Origin of the sequence: Pandoraea horticolens, from assembly GCF_902459555.1 — a bacterium.
Taxonomy (GTDB): Bacteria; Pseudomonadota; Gammaproteobacteria; order Burkholderiales; family Burkholderiaceae; genus Pandoraea; species Pandoraea horticolens.
Map to the genome: position 1 here is coordinate 178,921 of NZ_CABPSM010000002.1, position 24,420 is coordinate 203,340.

The 24,420-nt window shown below is 63.2% G+C and carries 21 protein-coding genes; 12 read left to right on the forward strand and 9 right to left on the reverse strand.

Features of this window, described 5'->3' with window-relative positions; translation table 11 throughout:
* Positions 1-75: 75 nt before the first annotated feature.
* From PHO31112_RS04635 to PHO31112_RS04660, 6 genes are all read left to right on the forward strand, one after another.
* Positions 76-2,007, forward strand: a complete 1,932-nt coding sequence (locus PHO31112_RS04635) for an ATP-binding cassette domain-containing protein (protein WP_150619436.1) — start codon at positions 76-78, stop codon at positions 2,005-2,007.
* Between the two features lie 294 nt (positions 2,008-2,301).
* Positions 2,302-4,281: a DNA topoisomerase IV subunit B gene (locus tag PHO31112_RS04640; RefSeq protein WP_150619437.1), complete on the forward strand. Its 1,980-nt coding sequence runs from the start codon at positions 2,302-2,304 to the stop codon at positions 4,279-4,281.
* 109 nt (positions 4,282-4,390) lie between these two features.
* Entirely contained in the window at positions 4,391-4,810 is a 420-nt protein-coding gene (locus tag PHO31112_RS04645; RefSeq protein ID WP_217427007.1) for a DUF4399 domain-containing protein, read from the forward strand.
* Positions 4,791-5,732, forward strand: a complete 942-nt coding sequence (locus PHO31112_RS04650; RefSeq protein ID WP_150619438.1) for a lytic transglycosylase domain-containing protein — start codon at positions 4,791-4,793, stop codon at positions 5,730-5,732. Before PHO31112_RS04645 ends, PHO31112_RS04650 begins: the two co-directional genes overlap by 20 nt.
* Before the next feature lie 264 nt (positions 5,733-5,996).
* A complete protein-coding gene (parC, locus tag PHO31112_RS04655) occupies positions 5,997-8,333 on the forward strand; it encodes a DNA topoisomerase IV subunit A (RefSeq protein ID WP_150619439.1) in 2,337 nt (778 codons plus the stop codon).
* 12 nt (positions 8,334-8,345) lie between these two features.
* The gene (locus tag PHO31112_RS04660; protein WP_150619440.1) at positions 8,346-8,798 is read left to right on the forward strand and encodes a CopD family protein; all 453 of its coding nucleotides are present in this window, start codon (positions 8,346-8,348) and stop codon (positions 8,796-8,798) included.
* Between the two features lie 7 nt (positions 8,799-8,805).
* Here PHO31112_RS04660 and PHO31112_RS04665 read toward each other — a convergent pair whose 3' ends face one another.
* Positions 8,806-9,729, reverse strand: coding sequence for a LysR substrate-binding domain-containing protein (locus PHO31112_RS04665; protein ID WP_150619441.1), 924 nt, complete (start codon positions 9,727-9,729; stop codon positions 8,806-8,808).
* A gap of 131 nt (positions 9,730-9,860) precedes the next feature.
* Between PHO31112_RS04665 and PHO31112_RS04670 the strand changes: the two genes are divergently transcribed.
* Positions 9,861-11,126, forward strand: coding sequence for an MFS transporter (locus PHO31112_RS04670; protein ID WP_150619442.1), 1,266 nt, complete (start codon positions 9,861-9,863; stop codon positions 11,124-11,126).
* A 126-nt stretch (positions 11,127-11,252) separates the two neighbouring features.
* On the opposite strand, the gene PHO31112_RS04675 is transcribed toward PHO31112_RS04670, so the two are convergent.
* The 5 genes from PHO31112_RS04675 to PHO31112_RS04695 all read right to left on the reverse strand — a co-directional run bounded on the left by PHO31112_RS04675 (position 11,253) and on the right by PHO31112_RS04695 (position 15,303).
* Positions 11,253-11,708, reverse strand: coding sequence for a RidA family protein (locus tag PHO31112_RS04675; RefSeq protein ID WP_010807491.1), 456 nt, complete (start codon positions 11,706-11,708; stop codon positions 11,253-11,255).
* A gap of 152 nt (positions 11,709-11,860) precedes the next feature.
* Positions 11,861-13,051 carry an aminotransferase-like domain-containing protein gene (locus PHO31112_RS04680; protein ID WP_150619443.1) on the reverse strand — a complete coding sequence of 397 codons (1,191 nt, stop codon included), beginning with the start codon at positions 13,049-13,051 and terminating at the stop codon, positions 11,861-11,863.
* Between the two features lie 141 nt (positions 13,052-13,192).
* A complete protein-coding gene (locus PHO31112_RS04685) occupies positions 13,193-14,089 on the reverse strand; it encodes a DMT family transporter (RefSeq protein WP_150619444.1) in 897 nt (298 codons plus the stop codon).
* 87 nt (positions 14,090-14,176) lie between these two features.
* Positions 14,177-14,863, reverse strand: coding sequence for a VOC family protein (locus PHO31112_RS04690; RefSeq protein WP_150619445.1), 687 nt, complete (start codon positions 14,861-14,863; stop codon positions 14,177-14,179).
* A gap of 74 nt (positions 14,864-14,937) precedes the next feature.
* The gene (locus PHO31112_RS04695) at positions 14,938-15,303 is read right to left on the reverse strand and encodes a DUF2917 domain-containing protein (protein ID WP_150619446.1); all 366 of its coding nucleotides are present in this window, start codon (positions 15,301-15,303) and stop codon (positions 14,938-14,940) included.
* Positions 15,304-15,493: 190 nt separating this feature from the next.
* Between PHO31112_RS04695 and PHO31112_RS04700 the strand changes: the two genes are divergently transcribed.
* The 5 genes from PHO31112_RS04700 to PHO31112_RS04720 all read left to right on the forward strand — a co-directional run bounded on the left by PHO31112_RS04700 (position 15,494) and on the right by PHO31112_RS04720 (position 21,330).
* The gene (locus PHO31112_RS04700) at positions 15,494-16,936 is read left to right on the forward strand and encodes an aminotransferase-like domain-containing protein (RefSeq protein WP_150619447.1); all 1,443 of its coding nucleotides are present in this window, start codon (positions 15,494-15,496) and stop codon (positions 16,934-16,936) included.
* Between the two features lie 250 nt (positions 16,937-17,186).
* Entirely contained in the window at positions 17,187-19,073 is a 1,887-nt protein-coding gene (gene htpG, locus PHO31112_RS04705; RefSeq protein ID WP_150619448.1) for a molecular chaperone HtpG, read from the forward strand.
* A gap of 180 nt (positions 19,074-19,253) precedes the next feature.
* Positions 19,254-19,850 carry a chorismate--pyruvate lyase family protein gene (locus PHO31112_RS04710; protein WP_150619449.1) on the forward strand — a complete coding sequence of 199 codons (597 nt, stop codon included), beginning with the start codon at positions 19,254-19,256 and terminating at the stop codon, positions 19,848-19,850.
* Positions 19,851-19,855: 5 nt separating this feature from the next.
* On the forward strand, positions 19,856-20,383 hold the full coding sequence (locus PHO31112_RS04715; RefSeq protein WP_150619450.1) for a DNA-deoxyinosine glycosylase: 528 nt from the start codon (positions 19,856-19,858) through the stop codon (positions 20,381-20,383).
* A gap of 104 nt (positions 20,384-20,487) precedes the next feature.
* Complete coding sequence (locus tag PHO31112_RS04720; protein WP_150619451.1) at positions 20,488-21,330, forward strand: class I SAM-dependent methyltransferase; 843 nt, start codon at positions 20,488-20,490, stop codon at positions 21,328-21,330.
* Between the two features lie 101 nt (positions 21,331-21,431).
* On the opposite strand, the gene PHO31112_RS04725 is transcribed toward PHO31112_RS04720, so the two are convergent.
* The 3 genes from PHO31112_RS04725 to PHO31112_RS04735 all read right to left on the reverse strand — a co-directional run bounded on the left by PHO31112_RS04725 (position 21,432) and on the right by PHO31112_RS04735 (position 24,418).
* Positions 21,432-21,770 (reverse strand): DUF2322 family protein, encoded by a 339-nt coding sequence (locus PHO31112_RS04725; protein WP_150619771.1) that lies wholly within the window; start codon positions 21,768-21,770, stop codon positions 21,432-21,434.
* A gap of 106 nt (positions 21,771-21,876) precedes the next feature.
* Positions 21,877-23,073, reverse strand: a complete 1,197-nt coding sequence (locus PHO31112_RS04730; protein WP_150619452.1) for a benzoate/H(+) symporter BenE family transporter — start codon at positions 23,071-23,073, stop codon at positions 21,877-21,879.
* Between the two features lie 169 nt (positions 23,074-23,242).
* Positions 23,243-24,418 (reverse strand): vWA domain-containing protein, encoded by a 1,176-nt coding sequence (locus PHO31112_RS04735; RefSeq protein ID WP_150619453.1) that lies wholly within the window; start codon positions 24,416-24,418, stop codon positions 23,243-23,245.
* Positions 24,419-24,420 lie beyond the last annotated feature (2 nt).

Here is a 24,420-nt window from a genome sequence, read left to right on the forward strand (position 1 = left end):
GCCGTGCAATATCGGCCGGGCCTTCGCGCCCGGCACTACAATACCTCCCATCGTAGTTCTCCCGTTCCCCGACACATGGCCTTGTATTCCATCACGGGCGCCCAACTGGCGTTCGGTCACGTGGCATTGCTCGACAATGCCGATTTTTCGCTCGAAGCCGGTGAGCGCGTCGGGCTTATCGGGCGCAACGGCGCAGGTAAATCTTCGCTGCTCAAGATCGTGGCGGGCTTGACCGTGCCCGACGACGGGCTGGTCGCTCGTCAGGCTGGACTCCATACGGTCTATGTGCCGCAAGAACCCGAGTTCGATGCCGATCAGACGGTGTTCGACGCCGTCGCGCTCGGCCTCGGCGACTTGCACCTGCTGCTCTCCGATTACGATCGCACAGCCGAGGCGCTGGCCGACGCCCCCGATGGGGCAGAGCACGATGCGCTGCTCGTGCGTCTCAATACCCTGCAGTCGTCGCTCGACGCCGCCGACGCATGGCAAGTCAAGACGCGCGTCGAGACGACCATCGCCCAGCTTGGCCTCGACGGGCACGCTCGCGTGGGAGCGCTCTCCGGCGGGATGCAAAAACGTGTTTCGCTGGCTCAGGCGTGGGTAGCCAAACCCGATGTGCTGCTGCTCGACGAGCCGACCAACCACCTCGATTTCGAAGCGATCCGCTGGCTGGAAGACCTGCTCATCGGTTATCGCGGTGCGCTGCTGTTCATCACCCACGATCGCAGTTTCCTCGACCGCGTTGCCACGCGTATCGTCGAACTCGACCGCGGACGCTTGCTCTCGTACCCCGGCAACTTCACGCAGTATCAGGAGCGCAAAGCCGCGCAGCTTGAAGTCGAGCGGGTGGAGAACGAGAAATTCGACAAGCTGCTCGCGCAGGAAGAAGTGTGGATTCGCAAGGGCGTCGAAGCGCGCCGCACGCGCAGTGTGTCGCGTATCGAGCGTTTGAAGACGATGCGCAACGAGCGCGCCGAGCGCCGTGAAATTCAAGGCAACGTGCGCATGGATGTGGCGCAGGCCGAGAAGTCCGGCAAGATCGTGGCGGAACTGACCAACGTCACAAAGTCTTACGGCGAACGCGTCATCGTGCGCAATTTTACGGCGACCCTCATGCGTGGCGACAAGGTCGGCCTCGTCGGTCCGAACGGCGTCGGCAAGACGACGATGCTCAAGCTCATCCTCGGCGAAATCGCGCCGGATAGCGGACAGATTCGCGTCGGCACCAATTTGCAGGTGGCGTATTTCGATCAGATGCGCGCGCAACTCGACCCCGAGAAGAGTTTGCTCGATACGATCAGTCCGGGCAGCGACTGGATCGAAATCAGCGGCGTGCGCAAGCATGTCATGAGCTATCTCGGCGACTTCCTGTTCTCGCCGGAGCGTGCCCGCTCCCCGGTGAAGTCGCTCTCGGGCGGCGAGCGAAACCGTCTGCTGCTCGCCCGATTGTTTGCGCGCCCGGCCAACGTGCTGGTGCTCGACGAACCGACCAACGATCTGGACATCCCGACCCTGGAACTGCTCGAAGAACTGCTCGAGGATTACAGCGGCACGGTGTTCCTCGTGAGTCACGATCGGACGTTCCTGGATAATGTGGTGACCTCGGTCATCGCCGCGGAAGGCGACGGCAACTGGCGCGAGTATGTCGGCGGGTTCACCGACTGGCAGGTGCAGAGCGAACGCTCTGCCGCGCTCGCTGCGCAGCGTGCGCCGGCCGACGAGGCCGCCAAGGAGGTGCCCGGCGCGTCGAAGCGCGGCGCCAATCGCACGGTCAAGCTGAGCTACAAGGAACAGCGCGAACTCGACAGTCTTCCGGAGCGCATCGCCGCATTGGAAACGGAACAAAAGGACGCCGCTGCGAAGATTGAAGATGGGTCAATCTTTGTGAAAGATCCGGCAGCCGGGGCGGCGTTGTCCGAACGTTTCGAGGCCATCGAACTGGAGTTGCTCGAAGCGCTCGAACGCTGGGAAGTGCTCGAAGCCAAGCAGCGCGGCGAGAGCGCCTGACGATTGGCCGAAGCGCTTGCGGCCGGATATCAGGCCGCATTGTGTTGGCCGGCACGGGTTGTCATTCGAGCGTGTTGCGAGTGACAGTACAATAGGCCGCGATTCATCAGGCGCGGCTCGCCTCCCGGCCCACCCAAGCCGGGCGCTGAGCGCGCAGAGTGCCCATTATGTGGGCGCCGCAACTCAAGTCGTTGATCCGGCGTCGCTTTTTTCATGTGTTAATGGGTTTTCCCCGTGGTTGTCCACAGGATGTGTGGATAATCACAGGGCGTCGTACCCCAATTCAGTCACGCTATGTCGAAAAAAAATACGCCTGCCCAGTACAGCGAAGCGTCCATCAAGGTCCTGAAAGGCCTTGAACCGGTCAAGCAGCGCCCGGGCATGTACACCCGCACCGAAAATCCGCTGCACATCATTCAGGAAGTCATCGACAACGCGTCCGACGAAGCGCTTGGCGGTTTCGGCAAGCAGATTCTCGTCACGCTGAACAAGGATGGTTCGGTGAGCGTCGAGGATGACGGCCGTGGCATTCCCGTCGGCATCCACCCGGAAGAGGGGGTGCCAGTCGTTGAAATCGTGTTCACGCGTCTGCATGCCGGCGGCAAGTTCGACAAGGCCGCCGGCGGCGCTTACACCTTCTCCGGCGGCTTGCACGGCGTTGGCGTGTCGGTGACGAACGCGCTGGCGACGCGTCTGGCCGTGACGGTCTGGCGTGAGGGCCAGGTCTCCGAACTCGAATTCGCCAATGGCGGAAACGTCAGCGTGGCGTTGCATTCGCGCGCGGCACAACGGGGCGAGAAGAAGAGCGGCACGCGCGTCACCGTCTGGCCGGACACGAAATACTTCGATAGCCCCACGTTGCCGCTGGGTGAACTGCAGCGCCTGCTGCGCTCAAAAGCCGTGCTGTTGCCGGGCGTGCGCGTCACGTTGCGTCAGGAGAAGAGCGGCGAAGAGCAGACGTGGTTCTATGAACACGGTCTGCGCGGCTATCTGGTCGAATCGCTGGGCGGCGCAGAGCCGCTCATCCCGTTGTTCGAGGGCGAGCGATTTGCCGATGGCAGCGAAGACAGCTTTGCCGAAGGCGAGGGCGCAGCGTGGGTCGTGGCATGGACCGAAGACGGCGCGCCGGTGCGCGAGTCGTACGTCAACCTGATTCCCACGCCGGCAGGCGGCACTCACGAATCGGGGTTGCGCGAAGGGCTGTTTCAGGCCGTGCGCGGCTTCATCGAACTGCATAATCTTCAGCCCAAGGGCGTGAAGTTGCTGCCCGAGGACGTCTTTTCGCGAGTGTCGTTTGTGCTGTCCGCGAAGGTGCTAGATCCGCAATTCCAGGGGCAGATCAAGGAGCGTCTGAACAGCCGAGACGCCGTGCGTCTCGTGTCGTCGTTCACGCGTCCTGCGCTCGAACTGTGGCTCAACCATCACGTCGAGCACGGCAAGAAGCTTGCCGAACTCGTGATTCGTCAGGCGCAGGCGCGCACGCGTGCGGGCCAGAAGATCGAGAAGAAGAAGAGTTCCGGTGTCGCCGTATTGCCGGGCAAGCTGACCGATTGCGAGACCGAAGACATTACGCGTAACGAACTTTTCCTGGTCGAGGGCGATTCGGCGGGCGGCTCGGCGAAAATGGGCCGCGACAAGGAATTCCAGGCGATTCTGCCGTTGCGCGGCAAAGTTCTCAACACCTGGGAAACCGAGCGCGACAGGCTCTTCGCGAACAACGAAGTGCATGACATCGCCGTGGCCATCGGCGTCGACCCGCATGGCGCGAACGACACGCCCGATTTGTCGAATCTACGCTACGGCAAGATCTGCATCCTCTCGGATGCCGACGTCGACGGTTCGCACATTCAGGTGTTGCTGCTCACGCTGTTCTTCCGTCATTTCCCGCAATTGATCGCGAAGGGACACGTGTATGTGGCACGTCCGCCGCTGTATCGCGTAGACGCACCGGCACGTGGCAAGAAGCCCGCGCAGAAGCTCTACGCGCTCGACGAAGGCGAACTCGAAGCGATTCTCGACAAGTTGCGCAAGGATGGTGTGCGCGAATCCGCATGGTCGATCAGCCGCTTCAAGGGGCTGGGAGAAATGAGCGCGGCGCAGTTGTGGGAAACCACCATGAATCCCGACACCCGCCGGTTGAGCCCCGTGGCACTCGGCGGACTCGATTTCGACGCGACCGTGGCGCGGATGAATATGCTCATGGGCAAGGGCGAAGCGGCGCAACGGCGCAGCTGGCTCGAAGCCAAGGGCAATGAAGTGGAAGCCGACATCTAACCTTTTCGCGGGTGTCGTTTCAATGGCGGGGGCCTCACGCATGAGCACACCAGCGTGAGCGCTCACATAGTGGGATAATCCGAGTCTTACTCTTACCGGGAGTCGCGTTATGTTGCGTTCAATGCGTTGCATTTTCGTGCCGTTGTTGCTTGCAGGCGCAAGCGTTACCGCTTTGGCACAATCGCCTCAGCCGCGCGTCTTTTTCGTTGCTCCGGCGAATGGGGCAACGGTGTCGAACCCGGTTGTGGTCAAGTTCGGCGTCGAGGGAATGGCGATCAAGCCGGCGGGCGATATGACGCCCAACACCGGTCATCACCACCTCATCATCGACGGCGATTCCATTCCCGCAGGTCAGGTCGTCCCCACCGACGATACGCACCTGCATTTTGGCAAAGGCCAGACCGAGACGAGCGTCAATTTGACGCCGGGCGATCACACGTTGACGATGCAGTTCGCCAACGGTGCGCACCAGTCGTACGGTCCGGCGATGAGCCAGACGATCAAGGTGCATGTCAAAGGTCAGCAATAACCATTTTTTGACGGCGGATCGCCTTCGCGCGCTGCCCCGGCAGGTCTCTCTGCGCAAGTTCGCAGGGTTGGCGCTGGCGGCCGCGCTGCTTGTCGCGACGCCGTTTGCGCACGCCGAACTCTACGGTTACGTCGACGAGAATGGCGTCGCCCATCTGGCGGCGCGCAAACTCGATGCGCGTTACCGCCTGGTCGTCGGGGCGGGCGGTAATGCCGATCTGCGGGCGTCGCAGGGCGGCGTTGTCAGCGGTACCGATCGCTCGCGTCTGTACGACGCCCTTGCGCGTCACCCCAATCTGAAAAAACTGGCGCCCCTGATCGCGCAGGCGGCGCAGCGTTTTCAAGTGGACGCCGCGTTGCTCAAGGCCGTCATTGCGGCGGAGTCGGGATTCGACAGCGCTGCGGTATCGCCCAAGGGAGCCGTCGGTCTGATGCAGGTACTTCCGGCCACGGGCGAGCGTTACGGTGTACGTGCCGACGGGAAGCGCACGGTCGCGGAAAAACTCGTCGATCCGCATATCAACGTCTCGACCGGAGCGCGCTATCTGCGCGATCTGCAGGCGCGCTATCCCGATCGTCTCGAGCTTGTCCTCGCGTCGTACAACGCCGGCGAGGGCGCCGTGGCGCGTCACGCCGATCAGATCCCGCCTTACGCGGAGACGCGCGACTACGTGGCTACCGTACTCGAACTGTATCGACGTTTCAATCCCGAGGCGTCGAATGCTGAGCCCGGCAATGGTGTGATCCGGGCCAGCGGCGACACGGGACAGGTCGGTCGCGCTCGCGTGAGCGGTTCGCGCAACGGCCGCATTCACGTCATTCTCGGTGCGCCGTCCGGCCTTCCTGTCGTGCCTGCCACCCTGCCGAACGCGTCGGTACGTGACTCGTCGCCCAAGGCACTGTCTTCCGCGTCGACCGACTGAAACGCCATTCCACCGACTTTGGTACCGGAGGTTCGCGAGCGTGATGGCTGCGCTGTCGCATGTCGATTCCACCGTATTGGCACTCGGATTCGTCTGAAATGTGAGCGGAGTCTTCCCGATTCCCATCGCCTCCTCGCTGAAATCGCGTCTCGCTTTGTCAATCGGACGTGTTTTTGCCGAAATGTGCCGACGAGCTTGGTATGATCTCGCGGTCAACGTCCACCCGAACTCTCGTCAAACGTTCGCAGCAAACCCACAGGTTTTATGGAACAAGTAGAAGATCTCTTTACGCAACCGTCGGATGACGACACGCTGACGCTTGGCGCCTATGCCGAGCGCGCTTATCTAGACTACGCAATTAGCGTGGTTAAAGGCCGAGCACTGCCGGACGTCTGCGACGGCCAGAAGCCGGTGCAGCGCCGGATTCTGTTCGCGATGAACGAAATGGGCCTTGCGGCCGACGCCAAGCCGGTGAAGTCGGCGCGTGTGGTCGGCGACGTGCTCGGCAAGTTTCACCCGCACGGCGACCAGTCCGCCTATGACGCGTTGGTGCGTCTTGCGCAAGATTTCTCGATGCGCTACCCGCTCATCGACGGTCAGGGCAACTTTGGCTCGCGCGACGGCGACGGCGCGGCAGCCATGCGCTACACCGAAGCGCGTCTGACGCCGATCGCGAAACTGCTGCTCGACGAAATCGATGCGGGCACGGTGGACTTCGTGCCGAACTACGATGGCTCGACAGAAGAGCCGCGCCTGTTGCCCGCCCGACTGCCATTCGTGCTGCTCAATGGGGCATCGGGGATTGCTGTGGGGCTGGCAACCGAAATCCCGTCGCACAATTTGCGTGAAGTCGCGTCGGCGGCGGTTGCGTTGATCCGCAACCCGAAGCTCGACGATGCCGAGTTGATGACGTACGTGCAGGGCCCGGACTTCCCGGGCGGCGGTCAGTTGATTTCGAGCGCTGCGGAAATCCGCGCCGCCTACGAGAGTGGCCGTGGCAGTCTCAAGATGCGTGCGCGCTGGAAGATCGAAGAGATGGCCCGCGGCCAGTGGCAAGCCGTCGTGTACGAGTTGCCGCCGAATACCTCGGGTCAGAAGGTGCTCGAGGAAATCGAGGAAATCACCAACCCGAAGATCAAGCTCGGCAAGAAGACGCTTACGCCGGAGCAGCAGAACCTCAAGCAGTCGGTGCTTGGCATGCTCGACACGGTTCGCGACGAATCGGGCAAGGACGCGCCCGTGCGGCTGGTGTTCGAGCCGAAGTCGAGCCGCATCGACCAGCAGGAATTTGTCACGATGCTCCTGGCGCACACGAGCCTGGAGTCGAGCGCGTCGGTCAACCTCGTCATGGTGGGCGCCGATGGCCGTCCGGCACAGAAGTCGTTGCGCGACATCATCACCGAGTGGATCGGATTCCGCTTCGAGACGGTGACGCGCCGCTCGCGCCATCGTCTGGGCAAGGTCAATGACCGAATTCATATTCTCGAAGGCCGGATGATCGTCTTCCTGAATATCGACGAGGTCATTCGCATCATTCGCGAGTCGGACGAGCCGAAAGCCGCGCTGATGAGCGCGTTCAAGTTGAGCGAGCGGCAGGCGGAAGACATTCTGGAAATCCGGCTGCGTCAGTTGGCGCGTCTCGAAGCGATCAAGATCGAGCAGGAGCTGGCCTCGTTGCGCGACGAGAAGGCGAAGCTCGAAGAGTTGCTTGCCAACGACAGCACGATGAAGCGTCTGATCATCAAGGAAATCGAAACCGACGCGAAGCAGTTCGGCGACGAGCGCCGTACGCTGATTCAGGAAGAAAAGCGTGCCGTCGCCGAAGCCCGCGTGGTCGATGAGCCGGTCACGGTCGTGGTGTCTGCCAAGGGCTGGGTGCGTGCCTTGAAGGGCCACGGCCTGGATGCACAAGGCTTCTCGTTCAAGCAAGGCGATGCCCTGTACGGTGCCTTCGAATGCCGCACCGTCGATCCGCTGATCGCCTGGGGCAGCAACGGCCGCGTTTATTCGGTGGCCGTGGCGCAATTGCCCGGCGGACGGGGCGACGGTGTGCCGCTCACGTCGCTGATCGAACTGGAATCGGGTTCGCGTTTGCTGCACTACTACGCGGCATCGGGCGATCAGCCGCTGTTGCTCGCCACCTCGGCAGGTTTCGGTTTCACGACGAAGCTGGGCGACATGGTCAGCCGCGTGAAGGCCGGCAAGTCGTTCATGACCATTGACGACGGCGCTCAGCCGCTGGCGCCGACGCCGATCTGGCAAGGGGCGAGCGCAGTGGCCTGTCTGTCGAGCGACGGCCGTCTGCTCGTGTTCGGCATGGACGAGATGAAGTCGCTCACGGGCGGCGGGCGCGGTGTCACGCTGATCGGTCTCGAAGACAAGCAGACGCTGGTGTCGGCCGTGCCCATCAGCCAAACCGGTGTCACGGTGTACGGCGAAGTTCGCGGCGGCAAGGTGCAGTCCGAGACACTCTCGGGCGCATCTCTGGCGCCGAACATCGGCAAGCGCGCCCGCAAGGGGCGCTCGCCAGCGGTCAAGTTCGCCACATTCAAGCCGCGTTCGCTCGAGCCGGTGTTGCCGGCCGCGCCCTCGGCATCCTGACGGGAGTCATGCATGAGTGTTTATGCCTTCAGCCTTTTCTTGCATCTGGTCAGCGTTGCCGTCTGGATCGGAGGGATGTTCTTCGCGCTGGCCTGTTTGCGGCCTGCGTCGTCCGAACTCTCGCCGCAGCAACGCCTGCCGTTGTGGGAGGCGGCACTCACGCGATTTTTCACGTGGGTGAGCGTGGCCATCGTGGTGATCCTGCTGTCGGGCGGTCACATGATGCTCGGGATGGGCGGTCTGCACGCCCGTTGGCCCGTGCACGCGATGGCAGGCATCGGCGTGTTGATGATGCTCGTCTTCGGTCACGTTCGCTTTGCCCTGTTCCCGCGTCTGCAACGTGCGGTGCAGGCGCAGTCGTGGCCTGACGGTGCGGCTGCGGTGAACGGCATCCGCCGGTTGGTGATCCTCAACCTCGTGTTGGGCGTCGTCGTTATCGGTCTGGCAGCTTCCCTGCGCGGTTGATCGCGGGTCAGCCGGCTAGCCGGCTGGTCTCGTGAAGACTGCCTGCCACTTCGTGGCACATCGCGACAAACGCCTGCACTAAGGGGCTGGCGTCGTCGCGGCGCCTAGCCACCAGCAAGGGCGTATGGGCATCGGGCTCACTGAGGTCCATGAAGCATGCCCCCTCGATCTGGATGCATCGTACGGCGGCGGGCAGGACGGCAACGCCCAACCCGCTTGCCGCGAGCGCGACGATGGTTGTCGACTCGCGCGCTTCCTGCACCACGCGTGGTGTGAACCCCGCGCGCTCGCACATCTGCCGGATTTTCCCATCGACGGCAGTACCGACACCGGGCGGATGCATGATGAACGCTTCGTTGGCCAGATCCGCAATGGATAAGCTAGTACGGCTGGATAGTGCATGCCCCTGATGCAGGACCACAACCAGCGCTTCATCGATCAACGTCTCGAAACTCAATCCCGCCACCGGTGGCGCGTTGTCCGCCTGACGCAGCAGGCCAATGTCGAGCGTGCGCTCGGCGAGCGCGTCCCGCTGGCGTTCCGACGGAGATTCGCTCAGCGTCAGCGTCACACGCGGATACCGCTGCCGGTAGCCGGTGAGCACGCGTTTCATCAGATTCGTCATCGGTGCGGAGGTTGTGAACGCGATGCGCAATTCTCCGGCGTCGAGTCCCGCAATTTGCTGCACCTCCAGACGGGCCGCGTCGGCGTCGGCCAGGATCTGACGCGCTCGCACGAGAAACGCGCGTCCGGCGGTGGTCAGGAAGACACGCCGCTGCGAGCGTTCGAAGAGCGGCACGCCTAGCTCTTCCTCCAACGCACGAATCTGCATCGAGAGCGGTGGCTGGCCGATATTGAGTTTTTGCGCCGCCCGGCTGAAATGCAACTCTTCAGCGACGGTGACGAAGTAGCGGAGATGGCGCAGTTCCATACGTCGAGCCTCGATTGATCTGTTTTATATATGGAAATATCGCCTAAATATATATTGGACGTGGGGTAACGGCAAACTTATCATCTGTTCCATACCTTTCATCCTGGGTTCGCGCGAGGCGAACCAGCATCATGGCATCAACGAACTCCCTTCCTCTTCCCAACGGCGTGTCGGCCGGTAGCGCGTCGGCACCCAAGCTCCCGGCAGGTGTTGCACGCGGCACGCGCGAATATGCCGTCATCAGCCGGGCGCTCTTTTTCGGTGGCTTTTCGACGTTTGCGCAGTTGTATTGTATGCAGTCGCTGCTACCGTTGTTGACCACCACGTTCGGCATCACGCCAGCGCAAGCGAGTTGGTCGGTTTCGGCCGCCACGATGATGATGGCGCTCGGTTTGCTCGTCACATGCGTTGCGGCAGATCGCGTGAGCCGCAAGCGGATGATGACGATCGCGCTGCTGAGTTCGTCGGTGCTGACGCTCGCGAGTGCGTTCTCCACCAACTTCGGGACGGTCGTGATTCTCGGCGCCCTCAAAGGGTTGGCGCTCTCCGGATTGCCGGCAATTGCGATGGCGTATCTGAGCGAGGAGATCGATCAGCGATCGCTTGGCATGTCGATGGGGTTGTACATCGGGGGCAACATTCTCGGCGGCATGGCCGGACGCGTGCTCGCCGCATTCGTGGCGGACATGTTTTCGTGGCGCGTGTCGGTCGCGGTGATCGGGCTGGTGTGTTTGGCGATGGGGCTGGAGTTCGCTCGCAGCCTGCCGCATTCGCGCCGCTTTACCCCGCGTCATATGACTGTGCGCGAAGCCCTCGGCCATGCATGGCGCCATCTGGGCGATCCGGCGCTGTTGGGGCTGTATTTGTTCGCCGGGCTGATGATGGGCAGCTTTGTCAGTGTCTACAATTATCTGGGCTTCCATCTGTCGGCGGCGCCGTTCCATTTACCGCATGCCGCGATCGGCGCGATCTTCACGATGTATCTCATCGGCGTGGCCGGCTCGTTCATTGCCGGGCCGCTGTCGGATCGCGTGGGCCGCCCCCGCCTGCTGTGGGTGCTGGTCGCGTTGGCCCTCGTGGGGCTCGTCACCATGCTCTCCTCACAGGTGTCGGGGGTGGTGATCGGCCTGGCGATCTTCACATTCGGCTTCTTCGGCGCGCATACCGTCGCCAGCAGTTGGGTGGGACGCCGCGCGACGGAAGGGCGGGCGATTGCCTCGGCGCTGTACCTGTTCTTCTACTATCTGGGCTCGAGCCTGTTGGGCAGTTACTCTGGCGTGATGCTCAAGTCGCATGGCTGGCAGGGTGTCGTGGCGTTGCTCGCCGTCGCGGTGGTGCTGTCGCTTGCCGTTGCGGTTGCCATGCGTCGCGCTTACGGCAGCGGTCAGTCACGCTGATCTACGCGGACCACGCGCGCCACGCATACTCCGCACGCCCATAAAACAACAGCCACCCGAGGGTGGCTGTTGTCATTGGGTGTGCGAGGATGATCGCGATGCGACGCACCTCACACTGCGCCGTCATTACGCGAGTTCGGCGATCAGCTCGATCTCGACGCATGCGCCCAGCGGAATCTGTGCAACGCCAAAGGCCGAACGTGCATGCTTGCCGGCGTCACCGAACACTTCCGCGATCAGTTCCGATGCGCCGTTCGTGACCAGATGCTGATCGGTGAATTCCTGCGTCGAGTTGACGAGGCTCATCAGCTTCACAACGCGCTTGACCTTGTTCAGGTCGCCCGTGTGGGCGTGCAGCGTGGCGATCAGCTCGATGGCGACGGCACGGGCGGCAGCTTTACCCTCGTCGACGCTGACATCCTTGCCGAGCTTGCCTGTCCAGACCTTGCCGTCCTTCTTCGGCAGATGGCCCGAGAGGAATACGGTATTGCCGGTTTGTGCGCTCATCACGTAGGCGGCAGCGGGGGCGCCGGCGCTCGGCAGTTCGATACCCAGTTGCTTCAGTTTGTCGTAGACGGACATGTACGGCTTCCTTGCAGATGCGTTGAATCGGACCGATCGATCGGTCGGACAGGTCGGTATGGGGCTGGTGCGGCGACTTGCGCCAGACGCGCCGTCGATCGCCGGCCCGAATTCCCTTCAGGTCGGCAAATAAGACGCGCTGGGCAGACGATTCAGGCGGCGCGACGCGTGAGCGCTTCGGCGACGAGGGCGCCGAGGCGCGCAACGCCCGCCTCGATCTTCTCGGGCGGCACGGTGACAAACGACAGCCGCAGCGTATTCGATTGCGGCGTGCCGACATAGAACGGCGCGCCGGGCACGAACGCCACATTCTGCGCAATCGCTTTGTCCAGCAACTGCATGGTGTCGATGCCGGCGGGCAATGTCAACCAGATGAACATTCCGCCTGCCGGCGTCGTCCAGGTGGCGTCAGCCGGCATATGCCTTGCCAGCGAGGCGAGCATTGCCTTGGCCTGCGCCGCATAGAGCTTGCGGATCGACGGGATGTGCGTGTCGAGGAAGCCGTCTTTCACCACCTCGTACACGATGCGCTGGGTGAGGCCCGGCGTGTGCAGATCGGCGGCCTGCTTGGCCTGCACGAGCTTGGCGATCACGGCCTGCGGGCCGATGATGAAGCCGAGCCGCAATCCCGGCGCGAGGACCTTCGAGAACGAGCCCATATACAGCACGTGGTCAGGGGCGAGCGACATGAGACTGGGCAGACGCTGACCTTCGTAGTCGAGTTCGCCGTACGGATCGTCTTCGATGATCGCCAGGCCGGCCCGCTTGGCAACGGCGGCCAACGCCTCGCGGCGCGCCATCGACAGACGGCGTCCGGTGGGGTTCTGGAAGTTCGGCATGGCGTACAGAAAGCGTGCGCCATTAACGATCTCGGGGGTGAGCGCTTCGGGCAGCAGGCCTTGGTCGTCGGTCGGCACCGGCACATACGCTGGCGCGAACAGCGAGAACGATTGCAGCGCGCCCAGATAGCTTGGCGCTTCCACCAGCACGCGGCTGCCTTCGTCGACGAAGATCTTGCCGATGAGGTCGAGGCCTTGTTGCGAGCCCGTCGTAATCAGGATGTTCTCGGGAACGAGCGTCAGGCCGTCGCGCGAGTAGCGCTTGGCGATCCACTCGCGCAGCGGCGCGAAGCCTTCGGTGGGGCTGTATTGCAGCGCAGCCTGCGGTGATTCGGTCAGTACGTGCTCGGCGGCGGCGCGCATCTGGGCGACGGGGAAGGTGGCGGGTGAGGGCAGGCCGCCGGCGAACGAAATGACTTCGGGGCGTTCGGTGACCTTCAGAATTTCGCGAATGGCCGAGCTGGTCAGATTACGGGCACGTTCGGAATATTGCCAATCATGCATGATGGTCTCGCTTTGAGAATGCGGCCTTTCTGAGCGGCCGCGAGTATCGGGCGTTGCGTGTGCCGGGCACGTGAGGGCAAGCGCAAACGCCGGGGGGCAGGCGCGTCACGGTGCAGGGATCGCATGCACTGCGACGTGCCTTCAGACCGGTTTGCTCGTGAGTCGCGAGGCGCCGATCTTCATGTTTTTGCCGAGTGCGATGGTCAGTACGACGCCGGCGGCGAAGAGCCACGTTGCCGCGTCGACCTGTTCGCCGAAAAAGAGGGCGGACAGCGCAATCGTGAAGAAAATCTGAAGCAATTGTACTTGGCCCACGCGCGCAATTCCGCCCATGGCGAGACCGGCATACCACGCGAAAAAGCCAATGAACTGAGAGAAGAGGGTGACGTAGGCAAACGCGCCCCAGGCTTTGCCGCTCACGGGCCACGGTTGCCGCCACGCGAGCCAGCCCACCGGCAGCAACAGTATCGGCGCGCACACCACGAGCGCCCAGCAGATCACCTGCCAGCCGCCCATCTCGCGGGCGAGCTTGCCGCCTTCGGCATACCCGAGGGCGCCGATCACTACGGCGAGCAGCATCAGGCCGTCAGCCGCGTGCAGGCTGCCGCCTCCGGCGCGCAGTGCGAACGCAATCACCAGCGCGCTGCCGGCGAGTGCAAAGACCCAGAAGCCGCGCGACGGACGTTCACCGCCGAGCCAATAGGCGTAAATCGCCACGAAAAACGGCTGCAAGCCGTTGACGACCGCGCCGTGCGACGCTGGAATCGTCTGCATCGCCCATGCAGAGAACACGGGGAACGCGACGATCACACCCAGCGAGGTGATGGCAAGACTCTTGAGTTGTGGCCGTGTGGGCCACGGTTCGCGGCGCCACCAGAGCAGGGCGCCCGCGAAAACGGCGGCCACCAGCGCACGTCCCAGTCCGTTGAGCAGCGGATTGACCTCCGCGACGACGATACGCGTCATCGGCAACGTCAGACTGAAGATCAGCACGCCGATCAGCCCGATCAGCATGCCCCGGGATTCGCGCGAATTCATGGTGTTGCCTCGTGTGTCTCGTTCTCGGTTGTCCGCCCGGCAGGCATTGTGCCGGGCGCTCGGTGTCACTGGGTGTTGCTCGGCGCCCTAACGCAGCGTGCGCGGCCCTTCGGGCGTATCGATTTCTGCGGCGAGCGACGGCTCTACCAGCGTGGCTTCGACATTGACGAGGGTGTCCGCGCCAAGCCATTGCAATTGTTCATTGATCACTGCTGCCTGCGGATGGAAGCCACGCAATAGCGTAACGGCACAATCGGCGCTGGGCAGCATATCGGCCGGGTGCTGCGGGGAGTCCCATTGAATCAGCGTCGGCAGTACGCCGTGTCCGGCGCTTTGCCACGCAGGCAGGCTGCCGTCGTCGGGTACGCCGATCTGCCAGGTCAGCGCCCCGCGTTGCATTTCGATAACCGGCGCCAGTCGCTGCGGATATTGGGCCTGCCAGCGCGGCAGTGAGCGCGGACGGTCCACCCGCGCCACCCAATGCGCCAGATAAGGTCCACGGGCGAGACGGGCCTGAACGGCCTCGTCGTCGAGCCCGAACCAGCGCGCACGGCTGGGCGGCGGGGCGTCGGGATCGATGGCGATGATCTCCAGATAGGCGCCGCCCCACAGCCCCAGCAAACTGTTATGGGTGCCCATGCGCGCGTGCTTGCCGCCACGCTGTGGCACAACGTCCGTGAGGCCGAGTTGCTCGATGACGTGGGCTTCGCCCGCCTCCAGCGTTTGCGCGGCAACGACGAGATGATCCAGTTTCAGGGCGTGAGGTGCAGACATAGTGGGTTCAGGCGATAAAACCGATAGCTTACTCCGCGTCGTTCTCCGCCTTGTGCCTTTAACGGGTCATCGATTCATCCGCGCGCGAGCCGCGCCATCGTCCGATTGGCCACACGCGCCGCCAGATCGCGCAACGCGATGCGCCAGCCGAGGCGCTCGCCCACACGCCGGGCCGGCTTTTCGGTCAGTGGCGAGAGCGTCTTCGCCGGCTGACTCACGCGCAGGCGCACGCCATCCTGCCATGTGCCGAGCCACACCCGCTGACCGTGGCGAATCTCGAAGCTCTCGCCGGCACGCAGCCAGTGGTCGGCGGGCTCGCCTTCCACGGTCAGCCACAACAGGCCCTGCAGCACCTGAAGCGATTGTGGCAACTCGGCAGCCGGGCTCTGCCAGAAGACAGTTCGTTCCCGGTCCAGTTCGAAGATTCGGATTTCACGCATAGCGGTCTCCAGTTGAGGGGACACTTTATCGTTTAACTCCGGTACAGTACCGATACAGATGTCAATGAAATTTTCGGTACAGTTCGGGATTGACAGCGAATTTGGCTGGCGTAGAGTGGCGAGCCATGGGCGGAAATGGGCGGACACTTCGGTAGTGAGGTGCCGTCAACCGGACAGAGGTGGACAGACGATGACGACGAACCGTATTTCTCCGTTGGCGCTGGCGGACAACGCCGCGCTCGACACCGCGCGCATGACGCTCGTCGACCAGCTCGTGCACTGGGCGATTCTGCGCATCGAGGAGCGTGTGTTTCTACCGGGCATGCGCATGCCGTCTATCCGCTCGCTCGCGGAAGACAAGCGCGTGTCGCGCTTTTCTGTCGTCGAGGCGTATGAGCGGCTGGTCGCGCAGGGGTATCTCGAGGCGCGCCGCGGCTCGGGGTTCTACGTGCGCGAGCGACCCGTGATGCCGCCGCAGAACGCTGCCGTGCCGATGATGGCGAAGGGCCCCATCGACGTGGCCTGGCTCGTGCGCAGCATGCTGCACTCGGTGGCGCCAGAGCGTGGTCCGGGCATGGGCTATCTGCCGCCGGGCTGGCTAGACGCCGACATGATGACGTCGGCCATGCGTTCGATGAGCCGTCAGTCGAGTGCGCACCTGCTGCAAACCGGCAATCCGCACGGTTTTCTGCCGTTGCGCGTTCAACTTCAAACGCAACTCGCGGAACTCGAAATCGGTGCGCGGCCCGAGCAGATCGTGCTGACGTCCGGCATTACGCAGGCGGTGGATTTTCTGCTGCGTCTGTACGTGCGCGCGGGCGATACCGTGCTTGTGGGAGATCCGGCCTGGTTCGTGATGTTCGGCCGTATTGCGTCGCAAGACGCCCATACCGTCGGCGTGCCGTACACGCCGGACGGGATGGACATGCAGGCGCTGGAGCGTCTGGTGCAGCAGCATCGCCCCAAGTTGCTGATCATCAATTCGATTCTTCAGAATCCGACCGGCACGTCGCTGACGCCGGCGCGCGCTTTCCAGATTCTGCGTCTGGCGGAACAGTACGACTTCATGGTGCTCGAAGACGACATTTACTGCGACCTGTGCCCGCCGCACCAGCAAGTGGCGCGTCTGGCGAGCCTCGATCAGCTCAAGCGAGTGATCTACCTAGGCAGTTTCTCGAAGACACTTGCCGCGAATCTGCGCGTGGCGTTCGTGGCGTGTTCTCCCGAGTTGGCGAAGACTTTCATCGATCACAAGATGCTGTCGGGGTCGACCACACCGGAGATCAACGAACGGATCGTCTACAAGGCGCTCACCGAGGGGCATTACCGGCGTCACGTGGAGCGGTTGCGCTCGCGTCTCGACGACGTGCGCGACAACACGCGGCGGCATCTCGAGCGCATCGGCCTGCGTATGTTTGGCGATCCGACGTCCGGCATGTTCCTCTGGGTCGACACCGGTGTCGATACCAGCGCAGTTGCCGCTGCCGGACACGAAGCGGGTTTCCTGTTTGCGCCGGGTGCGTTGTTCTCGCCGCGTCAGACGCCGAGTACGTGGATGCGTATGAACATCGCGTGCTCCAGCGATCCCGCTATGCTGACATTCCTCTCGCGACAGCTCGAATTGGCCGCCTGAACGGCCGGAAGACGGCCCGCCGACCGGCGGGCGGCCCCGACAGCCCCGGATTCCGGCGGGATTCGCTGTAATTTTCCGTATCTTCGCGCAACTCGCACCGAAATAACCCTGCCGGCGGCCTTGAAATGCCGGCTGCCTGTCCCTATGTTCCGATCTGTACCGTCGTTTTGGCAGCGCGCGCGCAAGTGCGCCGGGCGGCGGTCAGCGTCGACATTCCATCCATTTCACCGATTCACGAGGGTTCCCGACCATGGCGCAAGAAACCATGAGCTTTCAGGCAGAAGTCAAACAGCTTCTGCAACTGATGATTCATTCGCTGTACAGCAACAAGGAAATCTTCCTGCGCGAACTGATCTCCAACGCGTCGGACGCCGCTGACAAGCTTCGCTTCGAAGCCATCAACAACGCTGCGCTGTACGAGCAGGATCCGGAACTCAAGATTCGCGTGTCGTTCGACAAGAACGCCCGCACCGTCACCATCGAGGACAACGGCATCGGCATGAGCCGCGAGGAAGCGATCTCGCATCTCGGCACGATCGCCAAGTCCGGCACCAAGGAGTTCTTCTCGCGCCTGTCGGGCGATCAGCAGAAGGACGCCGCGCTCATTGGCCAGTTCGGCGTGGGCTTCTACTCGGGCTTCATCGTCGCCGACCGTATGACGGTCGAATCGCGCCGTGCCGGTCTGCCGGCGTCGGAAGGTGTGCGCTGGTCGTCGACTGGCGAGGGCGATTTCTCGGTCGAAACCATCGAGCGTGCCCCGCGCGGCACGGCCATCACGCTGCACCTGCGCGAAGGCGAAGACGAACTGCTCTCGTCGTGGCAACTCCAATCGATCATCCGCAAATACTCCGACCACATTTCGCTGCCGATCGTCATGCGCGGCGAGACGTGGGACGAAGAGAAGAAGGCGATGGTCCCCGCCGAGACGGACGAGACCGTCAATCAGGCAAGCGCGCTGTGGACGCGCAGCAAGAGCGAGATCACCGACGAGCAGTACACGCAGTTCTACCAGCACATCGCCCACGATATGCAGGCGCCGCTGGCCTGGACGCACAACCGTGTCGAAGGCCGCAGCGAATATACACAACTGCTGTATGTGCCGGGCCACGCCCCTTACGATCTGTGGGATCGCAATTCGCAAGGCGGCCTGAAGCTGTACGTCAAGCGCGTGTTCATCATGGACGACGCGGATCAACTGCTGCCGAACTATCTGCGCTTCGTGCGCGGGGTGGTGGACTCGGCCGATCTGCCGCTGAACGTCTCGCGCGAAATCTTGCAGGAAAGCCGCGATGTGAAGGCGATCCGGGAAGGCTGCGCGAAGCGCGTGCTCGGTCTGCTCGAAGACCTGGCCGAGAACCAGCAAGACAAGTACACGCAGTTCTGGGGCGCGTTCGGCCAGGTGCTCAAGGAAGGCACGGGCGAAGATCACGCGAACCGCGAGCGCATCGCCAAGCTGCTGCGTTTTGCCAGCACGCATAACGACTCGGCCGAGCAAAGCGTATCGTTTGCCGATTACGTCAGCCGGATGAAAGAAGGTCAGGACAAGATCTACTACGTCACGGCCGAAAGCTGGGTGGCGGCAAGCCACAGCCCGCATCTGGAAGTCTTCCGCAAGAAGGGCGTGGAAGTGCTGTTGCTCACCGATCGCGTGGACGAGTGGATGCTCTCGTACGTGCATGAGTTCGACGGTAAGGCACTCGTGAGCGTGGCGCGTGGCGATCTGGATCTGGGCGCGCTCGAGGATGCCGGCGAGAAGGCGGCACAGGAAAAGACCAGCGACGACCTCAAGCCGCTTGTCGAGAAGATGAAGGAAGTGCTCGGCGATAAGGCTAAGGACGTGCGCGTGACGTTCCGTCTGACCGATTCGCCGTCGTGCCTGGTGTCGGACGAGAACGATATGAGCGGCACGCTCCAGCGTCTGATGAAGGCGGCCGGGCAGAAGATGCCGGCGTTCCGTCCGATTCTCGAAATCAACCCGGAGCATGCGCTGATCCAGCGCCTTACGGCGGATAGCGCCGATCTGTCCGACTGGACCGAACTGCTGTTCGATCAGGCGTTGCTTGCCGAAGGTGGCAGCCTCGAAGATCCGGCCGCGTTTGTGAAGCGTACCAACGCGTTGCTGCTCGCCGCACGTTAATCGCAATCGTCGCAGCCATCGAAGACAGCGTAGTTCAAAGGCCCCCGCGTCGAAATGTCGCGGGGGCTTTGTATTTCCGGCGAGCCTCCTGCCGGCCGGGCCCCAGTGGATTTCCCGCGAGGGGGGACGGCCGTTTTGTGGACGGCACGTCGTCGCGCAGCGCCTTTATAATGCCGAGCCATGACTTTCCGATTCGATGTAGGCGGGCGGCGCTGGCAGGCTGTCCCGGCGCCGGCGCTCTCGCGTCGTCATAAGGACTGGCTGACCCGGGGCGGTGCGCTCACACGCCATTTGTCGGCACTTGGCCGGGTGAGCGTGCGCGTGGTGGCAGAGCGCGTGATGCCCGCCGACGCCGACCAGTGCCGCGCCATTGGCGTGCCGTTGCGTACGCCGATGTGGGCCCGCGATGTCATCTTGCTGATCGATGACGAGCCGGTGGTCGTGGCGCACAGCGTCACGCCGCTCACGTATAGCCGTTCGATCTGGCAGGCGATGCGTCGTCTGCGTACGCGCCCGCTGGCCGATCTGCTCTATCACGACCCTACGGTCATACGTTCCATGCTGGTGTCGAGCCCGTTGGGGCCGCGCCATTTGCTGCACGGCCGTGCACGACGCGATGCCCGCGATCCGCTCGTTGGCGCAACGCCGCACGCGCGCCTGTGGGCGCGCCGCTCGGTGTTCGTGCGGCACGGTGCGCCGCTGCTGGTGACCGAGGCGTTTCTGCCGCGATTCTGGCGGCGTTTGCAGGCTGCGCAGGGTGTGTCGGCGCACGACTGAACGCCATGGCGACGTCTCCTATCCCTGACCTCAAACGCAACTTTCCGCCCGTGGCGGACGCGCAGACGCGCGTGCTTGTTCTCGGTAGCCTGCCCGGCGAGGTGTCGCTCGCGCACCAGCAGTACTACGCGCATCCGCAGAATCGCTTCTGGCATCTGGTGGGAGAGGTGATCGGTGAGCCGTTGCCGTCACTGCCGTATGCCGCGCGGCTGGCGGTGCTGCGCACGCACGGCGTCGGACTGTGGGATGTGGTGGCAGAGGCGCGTCGCGAAGGCAGTCTCGACAGCAACATACGCTTGCATGCCGGCAGCGATCTCGCGGGCCTGATCGCTACGTTGCCGTCGCTGCGTGCGGTGGCATTCAACGGTGGAACGGCCGCCCGTATCGGGCAACGCGCGTTAGCACAAAGCGGCGTGACGATGCCGGTCGTGCTGCTGCCGTCGAGCAGTCCGGCCTATACGATTCCCTATGCGACGAAACGCGACGCATGGCTCGCATTGCGCGGCTGGCTGGGGACGAAGGCGTCTGCCTGAATCGCCCTGCGGCCGGTGGCGATACGGCCCGCCTGACGGCTGTCCTGCGCGAACCCGGTACAATGCGAACCCATCGGAATTTCCCGAGTTTCACAGAAGGACACATGACCCTCATCAAACGCAAATCCATCGAAGCCGAAGCGTTCGTCAGCGACGAGCGCACCACGCGTGCTCCCCGTCCCGCTTATAAGCCGCGCTTCGCGCCGGTGACATTCTCTGAACTGGGTGGCGTGCGTTACCTGCATTTCGGCACGGAGTGGGTGCAAGGGGCGATGCGTCTGTCCAAGCCCGACCGTATCGAGCTGGAATATGCGCAGCAGATGATGGCATGGTTGCTGTTCATGCGCGCGCCGAAGCACGTGGTGCAGTTGGGTCTCGGCACAGGCTCGATCACTAAGTTTTCGCACCAGCATTTCCCGCGCACGCAGGTCACGGCCGTTGAACTGAACCCGGCCGTGGTCGTTGCTGCGCGCACGATGTTTAGCCTGCCGGACAACTCGCGTTATCTGAAGGTGGTGGAAGCGGATGCCTGGGATTTCGTCACCGATCCGGCGAATCACGGCGCGCTCGACGTGCTGCAAGTCGATCTCTACGATGCGACCGCACGCGGCCCGGTGCACGACACGCCGGCGTTCTACAAGGCTTGCCGTGCCACGTTGCGCGAGCCGGGCATGCTGACGATGAACCTGTTCGGGGATCACGACAGCTATCCGAAGAACATTCGTCGTCTGCGTCAGGCTTTCGATAACCGTGTGATCGAATTCCCGGAAGTGCACGACGGCAATGTCATCGTGCTGGCGTTCAACGGCCCGCTGCTGTCGGTCGAGTGGAAGGACGTGGAAGCTCGCGCGAAGGTGGTGGAAGCCGCCACGGGCCTGCCGGCCAAGCGTTGGGTCAAGCAGCTTCGCTCGGCTAACGGCGACGGTGGACCGGTGTTGACGATCTGACGTTTGCCCGCCGATCCTGTGCCGCGTGATGTGCGTGCAGGAGACGTAAAAAAGCCAGCCGCGAGGCTGGCTTTTCTTTGGGTGCGACGCAGGCCGCTGTTTCAGGCAGCGATTTCGTTGATGCTCAACGCTTCGCCGCCGGCCACGATGGCCAGAAGACGGTCGACGTTCGGATGCGCGCCCGGACGGTGGCGAGCGTCGGCGGTGTGCTCGCCGAAGACGGCCAGACCGTGCTCGGCAGCCTTGGCGTCGAGCGTGCCGAAGGCCTGCTTGAGATAGTGGTACACGGCGAGCGAGCCTTGCTTGCCCGGCGCGTTCTCGATGGTCGCCACGACCGCGCCCTTGACGTCGCGCAGTTCGATACGAGCGATGCCCTCGATGCTGCCGATGGCGGCCATCTGTGCGAGGTTGTCCTTGAAGACCGGGGTCGGTTCGATCACTGCCATGGTTGCGCTGCTCCTGCGGTTACGTTGAATTCGAAAAAACGGTGCGGGCCGAATGGTATCACCTCGGCCCGCGCGGCTTGCTGCCGCGTTCACACGGCAATCATGCACGCCGCCCTTGCAGGATCGCCAGCGTGAGCCCGCCCGCGATCAATCCCCAGAACGCCGAGCCGATGGATAGCAGCGTCAGGCCCGAGGCTGTCACCATGAACGTGATGAGCGCGGCTTCGCGTTGCTTCGTGTCGTGCATGGCATTGGCCAGGCCGTTCATGATCGAGCCGAACAGGGCGAGGGCGGCGATCGAGACCACCAGCGCCTTCGGGAAGGCGGCGAACAGGGCGGCGATGGTCGCCCCGAATGTGCCGGCGATCAGATAGAACATGCCCGACCACACGGCGGCGGTGTAGCGCTTGGCCGGATCTTCGTGCGCTTCGCGTCCGGTACAGATGGCGGCGGTGATGGCGGCCAGATGAATGCCGTGCGAGCCGAACGGTGCGAGCAGTACCGACGCGATGCCCGTCGTCGAAATGAGCGGCGACGCCGGCACTTGGTAGCCGTCTGCGCGAAGCACGGCCAGACCGGGTACGTTTTGCGATGCCATCGCCACCACAAACAACGGGATCGCGATGCTGATCGTCGCCGACAGCGAGAACGACGGCGTGGTCCAGACGGGCTTGGCGAGCGAGACGTCGAAGTGGCTGAAGTCGAGCAGGCCGAGCCCGCCTGCGACCGCCGTGCCCACGATCAGTGCAAGCAGAATCGCGTAGCGCGACGCAAAGCGCTTGACGACGAGATACGTGAAGAACATCGAGAGCACGAGCGCCGTTTGATGCTGGGCCGCGACGAAGATCTCCAGCCCGATGCGAAACAGAATCCCGGCGAGCAGCGCCGACGCCAGCGCAGGCGGCACGCGGCGCATGATCGTCTCGAAGCCGCCCGTGAGTCCGCACAGGGCGATGAGGGCATTGCAGACGATGAACGCGCCGATGGCCTCGCCATAGGGCACGCCGGGCAGTGAGGTAATCAGCAGAGCGGCGCCGGGCGTCGACCACGCGATGACCACCGGGGTGCGATAGCGCAGCGATAGCCCGATGGTCGTCACGCCCATGCCGATCGAGAGCGCCCATATCCATGACGAAATCTGCGCAGCGCTGAGGTGGGCGGCCTGTCCGGCCTGGAACATCAGAACGAGCGAGCTGGTGTAGCCCGTCATCATGGCCACGAAGCCGGCGACGATCGCCGACGGCGACGTATCCGCCAATGGCCGAAGGGGGGGCAAGGGAGTGGTGCTGGACGTCATGGTGAAAGAGGGCCTCTCGTTGCGTTGTTGTTGTTGTTGTTGTTGTTGTTGTTGTTGTTGTTGTGATGCCGCGCCACGTTACGCGACGCCGGGTGGTGAGACATGCCGCCGGCAGTCTCGGGCCGGCGTTCGATCCGCGGTGATGAGGTTGGGAGGTTTGGATTCGGGCTCACTTGCTCAACACGCGCATGGCCGATTCCAGCCCGGCCAGCGTAATCGGATACATGCGGCCTGCAAAGAGCTGCCGGATGACCGAGATCGACTGACGATATTGCCATATCGCCTCGGGCTCCGGATTGAGCCATGCGTGATGCGGGAAGCGGTCGATGAAGCGGCGCAGCCATACGGCGCCGGCTTCCTTGTTGTTGTATTCCACCGAACCGCCCGGTTGCAGCACCTCGTACGGACTCATCGTGGCATCGCCCACGAAGATCAGCTTGTAGTCGGCCGGGTACTTGCGCAGCACGTCCCACGTCTCGAAGCGTTCGTTGTGACGGCGTCGATTCTGCCGCCACAGATAGTCGTAGACACAGTTGTGGAAGTAGTAGAACTCGAGATGCTTGAATTCGGATTTCGCCGCAGAAAACAACTCTTCGGTACGTGCGATATGGTCGTCCATCGAACCGCCGACGTCGAGCAGCATCAGCACCTTCACGTTGTTGTGGCGCTCCGGCACCAGTTTCAGATCGAGCCAGCCGGCGTTGGCCGCTGTCGAGCGAATGGTGTCGTCGAGATCCAGCTCCTGCGCCGCCCCCTCGCGCGCAAACTTGCGCAGGCGTCGCAGCGCGACTTTGATGTTGCGGGTGCCGAGTTCGACGGTGTCGTCGTAGTCGCGATAGGTGCGTTGATCCCACACCTTCACCGCCGTGCGGTTGCCGTTGCTCTCGCCGCCGATGCGGATGCCTTCCGGATTGAACCCGCCGTTGCCGAATGGCGACGTGCCGCCCGTGCCGATCCATTTGTTCCCGCCTTCGTGGCGGCCTTTCTGCTCGTCGAACAGTTGTCTGAGCCGCTCCATGAGCTTGTCGATCCCGCCCAGCGCCTGAATGCGCGCGCGGTCTTCGGGGGACAACTCGCGTTGCATGCGCTTCTCGAGCCAATCGAGCGGCACCTCGCCCGAGGCGTCGACAACCTGCTGCACGCCCTTGAAATACGCACCGAACGCCTGATCGAACTTGTCGTAGTGCTTCTCGTCCTTGACGAGCGAGAGGCGCGCCAGATAGTAGAACTCGTCGAGCGAGGGCGCGATCACCTGACGGTGCAGCGCTTCGAGCAGCGTCAGGTATTCCTTGACCGAGACCGGCAGTTTCGCCGCGCGCAAGGTGTAGAAGAAGTCGATCAGCATGA

Coding starts and splice junctions, on each gene's coding strand:
- PHO31112_RS04635 (WP_150619436.1), top strand. CDS start 76: ATGGCCTTGTATTCCATCACGGGCGCCCAACTGGCGTTCGGTCACGTG.
- PHO31112_RS04640 (WP_150619437.1), top strand. CDS start 2,302: ATGTCGAAAAAAAATACGCCTGCCCAGTACAGCGAAGCGTCCATCAAG.
- PHO31112_RS04645 (WP_217427007.1), top strand. CDS start 4,391: ATGTTGCGTTCAATGCGTTGCATTTTCGTGCCGTTGTTGCTTGCAGGC.
- PHO31112_RS04650 (WP_150619438.1), top strand. CDS start 4,791: ATGTCAAAGGTCAGCAATAACCATTTTTTGACGGCGGATCGCCTTCGC.
- parC (WP_150619439.1), top strand. CDS start 5,997: ATGGAACAAGTAGAAGATCTCTTTACGCAACCGTCGGATGACGACACG.
- PHO31112_RS04660 (WP_150619440.1), top strand. CDS start 8,346: ATGAGTGTTTATGCCTTCAGCCTTTTCTTGCATCTGGTCAGCGTTGCC.
- PHO31112_RS04665 (WP_150619441.1), bottom strand. CDS start 9,729: ATGGAACTGCGCCATCTCCGCTACTTCGTCACCGTCGCTGAAGAGTTG.
- PHO31112_RS04670 (WP_150619442.1), top strand. CDS start 9,861: ATGGCATCAACGAACTCCCTTCCTCTTCCCAACGGCGTGTCGGCCGGT.
- PHO31112_RS04675 (WP_010807491.1), bottom strand. CDS start 11,708: ATGTCCGTCTACGACAAACTGAAGCAACTGGGTATCGAACTGCCGAGC.
- PHO31112_RS04680 (WP_150619443.1), bottom strand. CDS start 13,051: ATGCATGATTGGCAATATTCCGAACGTGCCCGTAATCTGACCAGCTCG.
- PHO31112_RS04685 (WP_150619444.1), bottom strand. CDS start 14,089: ATGAATTCGCGCGAATCCCGGGGCATGCTGATCGGGCTGATCGGCGTG.
- PHO31112_RS04690 (WP_150619445.1), bottom strand. CDS start 14,863: ATGTCTGCACCTCACGCCCTGAAACTGGATCATCTCGTCGTTGCCGCG.
- PHO31112_RS04695 (WP_150619446.1), bottom strand. CDS start 15,303: ATGCGTGAAATCCGAATCTTCGAACTGGACCGGGAACGAACTGTCTTC.
- PHO31112_RS04700 (WP_150619447.1), top strand. CDS start 15,494: ATGACGACGAACCGTATTTCTCCGTTGGCGCTGGCGGACAACGCCGCG.
- htpG (WP_150619448.1), top strand. CDS start 17,187: ATGGCGCAAGAAACCATGAGCTTTCAGGCAGAAGTCAAACAGCTTCTG.
- PHO31112_RS04710 (WP_150619449.1), top strand. CDS start 19,254: ATGACTTTCCGATTCGATGTAGGCGGGCGGCGCTGGCAGGCTGTCCCG.
- PHO31112_RS04715 (WP_150619450.1), top strand. CDS start 19,856: ATGGCGACGTCTCCTATCCCTGACCTCAAACGCAACTTTCCGCCCGTG.
- PHO31112_RS04720 (WP_150619451.1), top strand. CDS start 20,488: ATGACCCTCATCAAACGCAAATCCATCGAAGCCGAAGCGTTCGTCAGC.
- PHO31112_RS04730 (WP_150619452.1), bottom strand. CDS start 23,073: ATGACGTCCAGCACCACTCCCTTGCCCCCCCTTCGGCCATTGGCGGAT.
- PHO31112_RS04735 (WP_150619453.1), bottom strand. CDS start 24,418: ATGCTGATCGACTTCTTCTACACCTTGCGCGCGGCGAAACTGCCGGTC.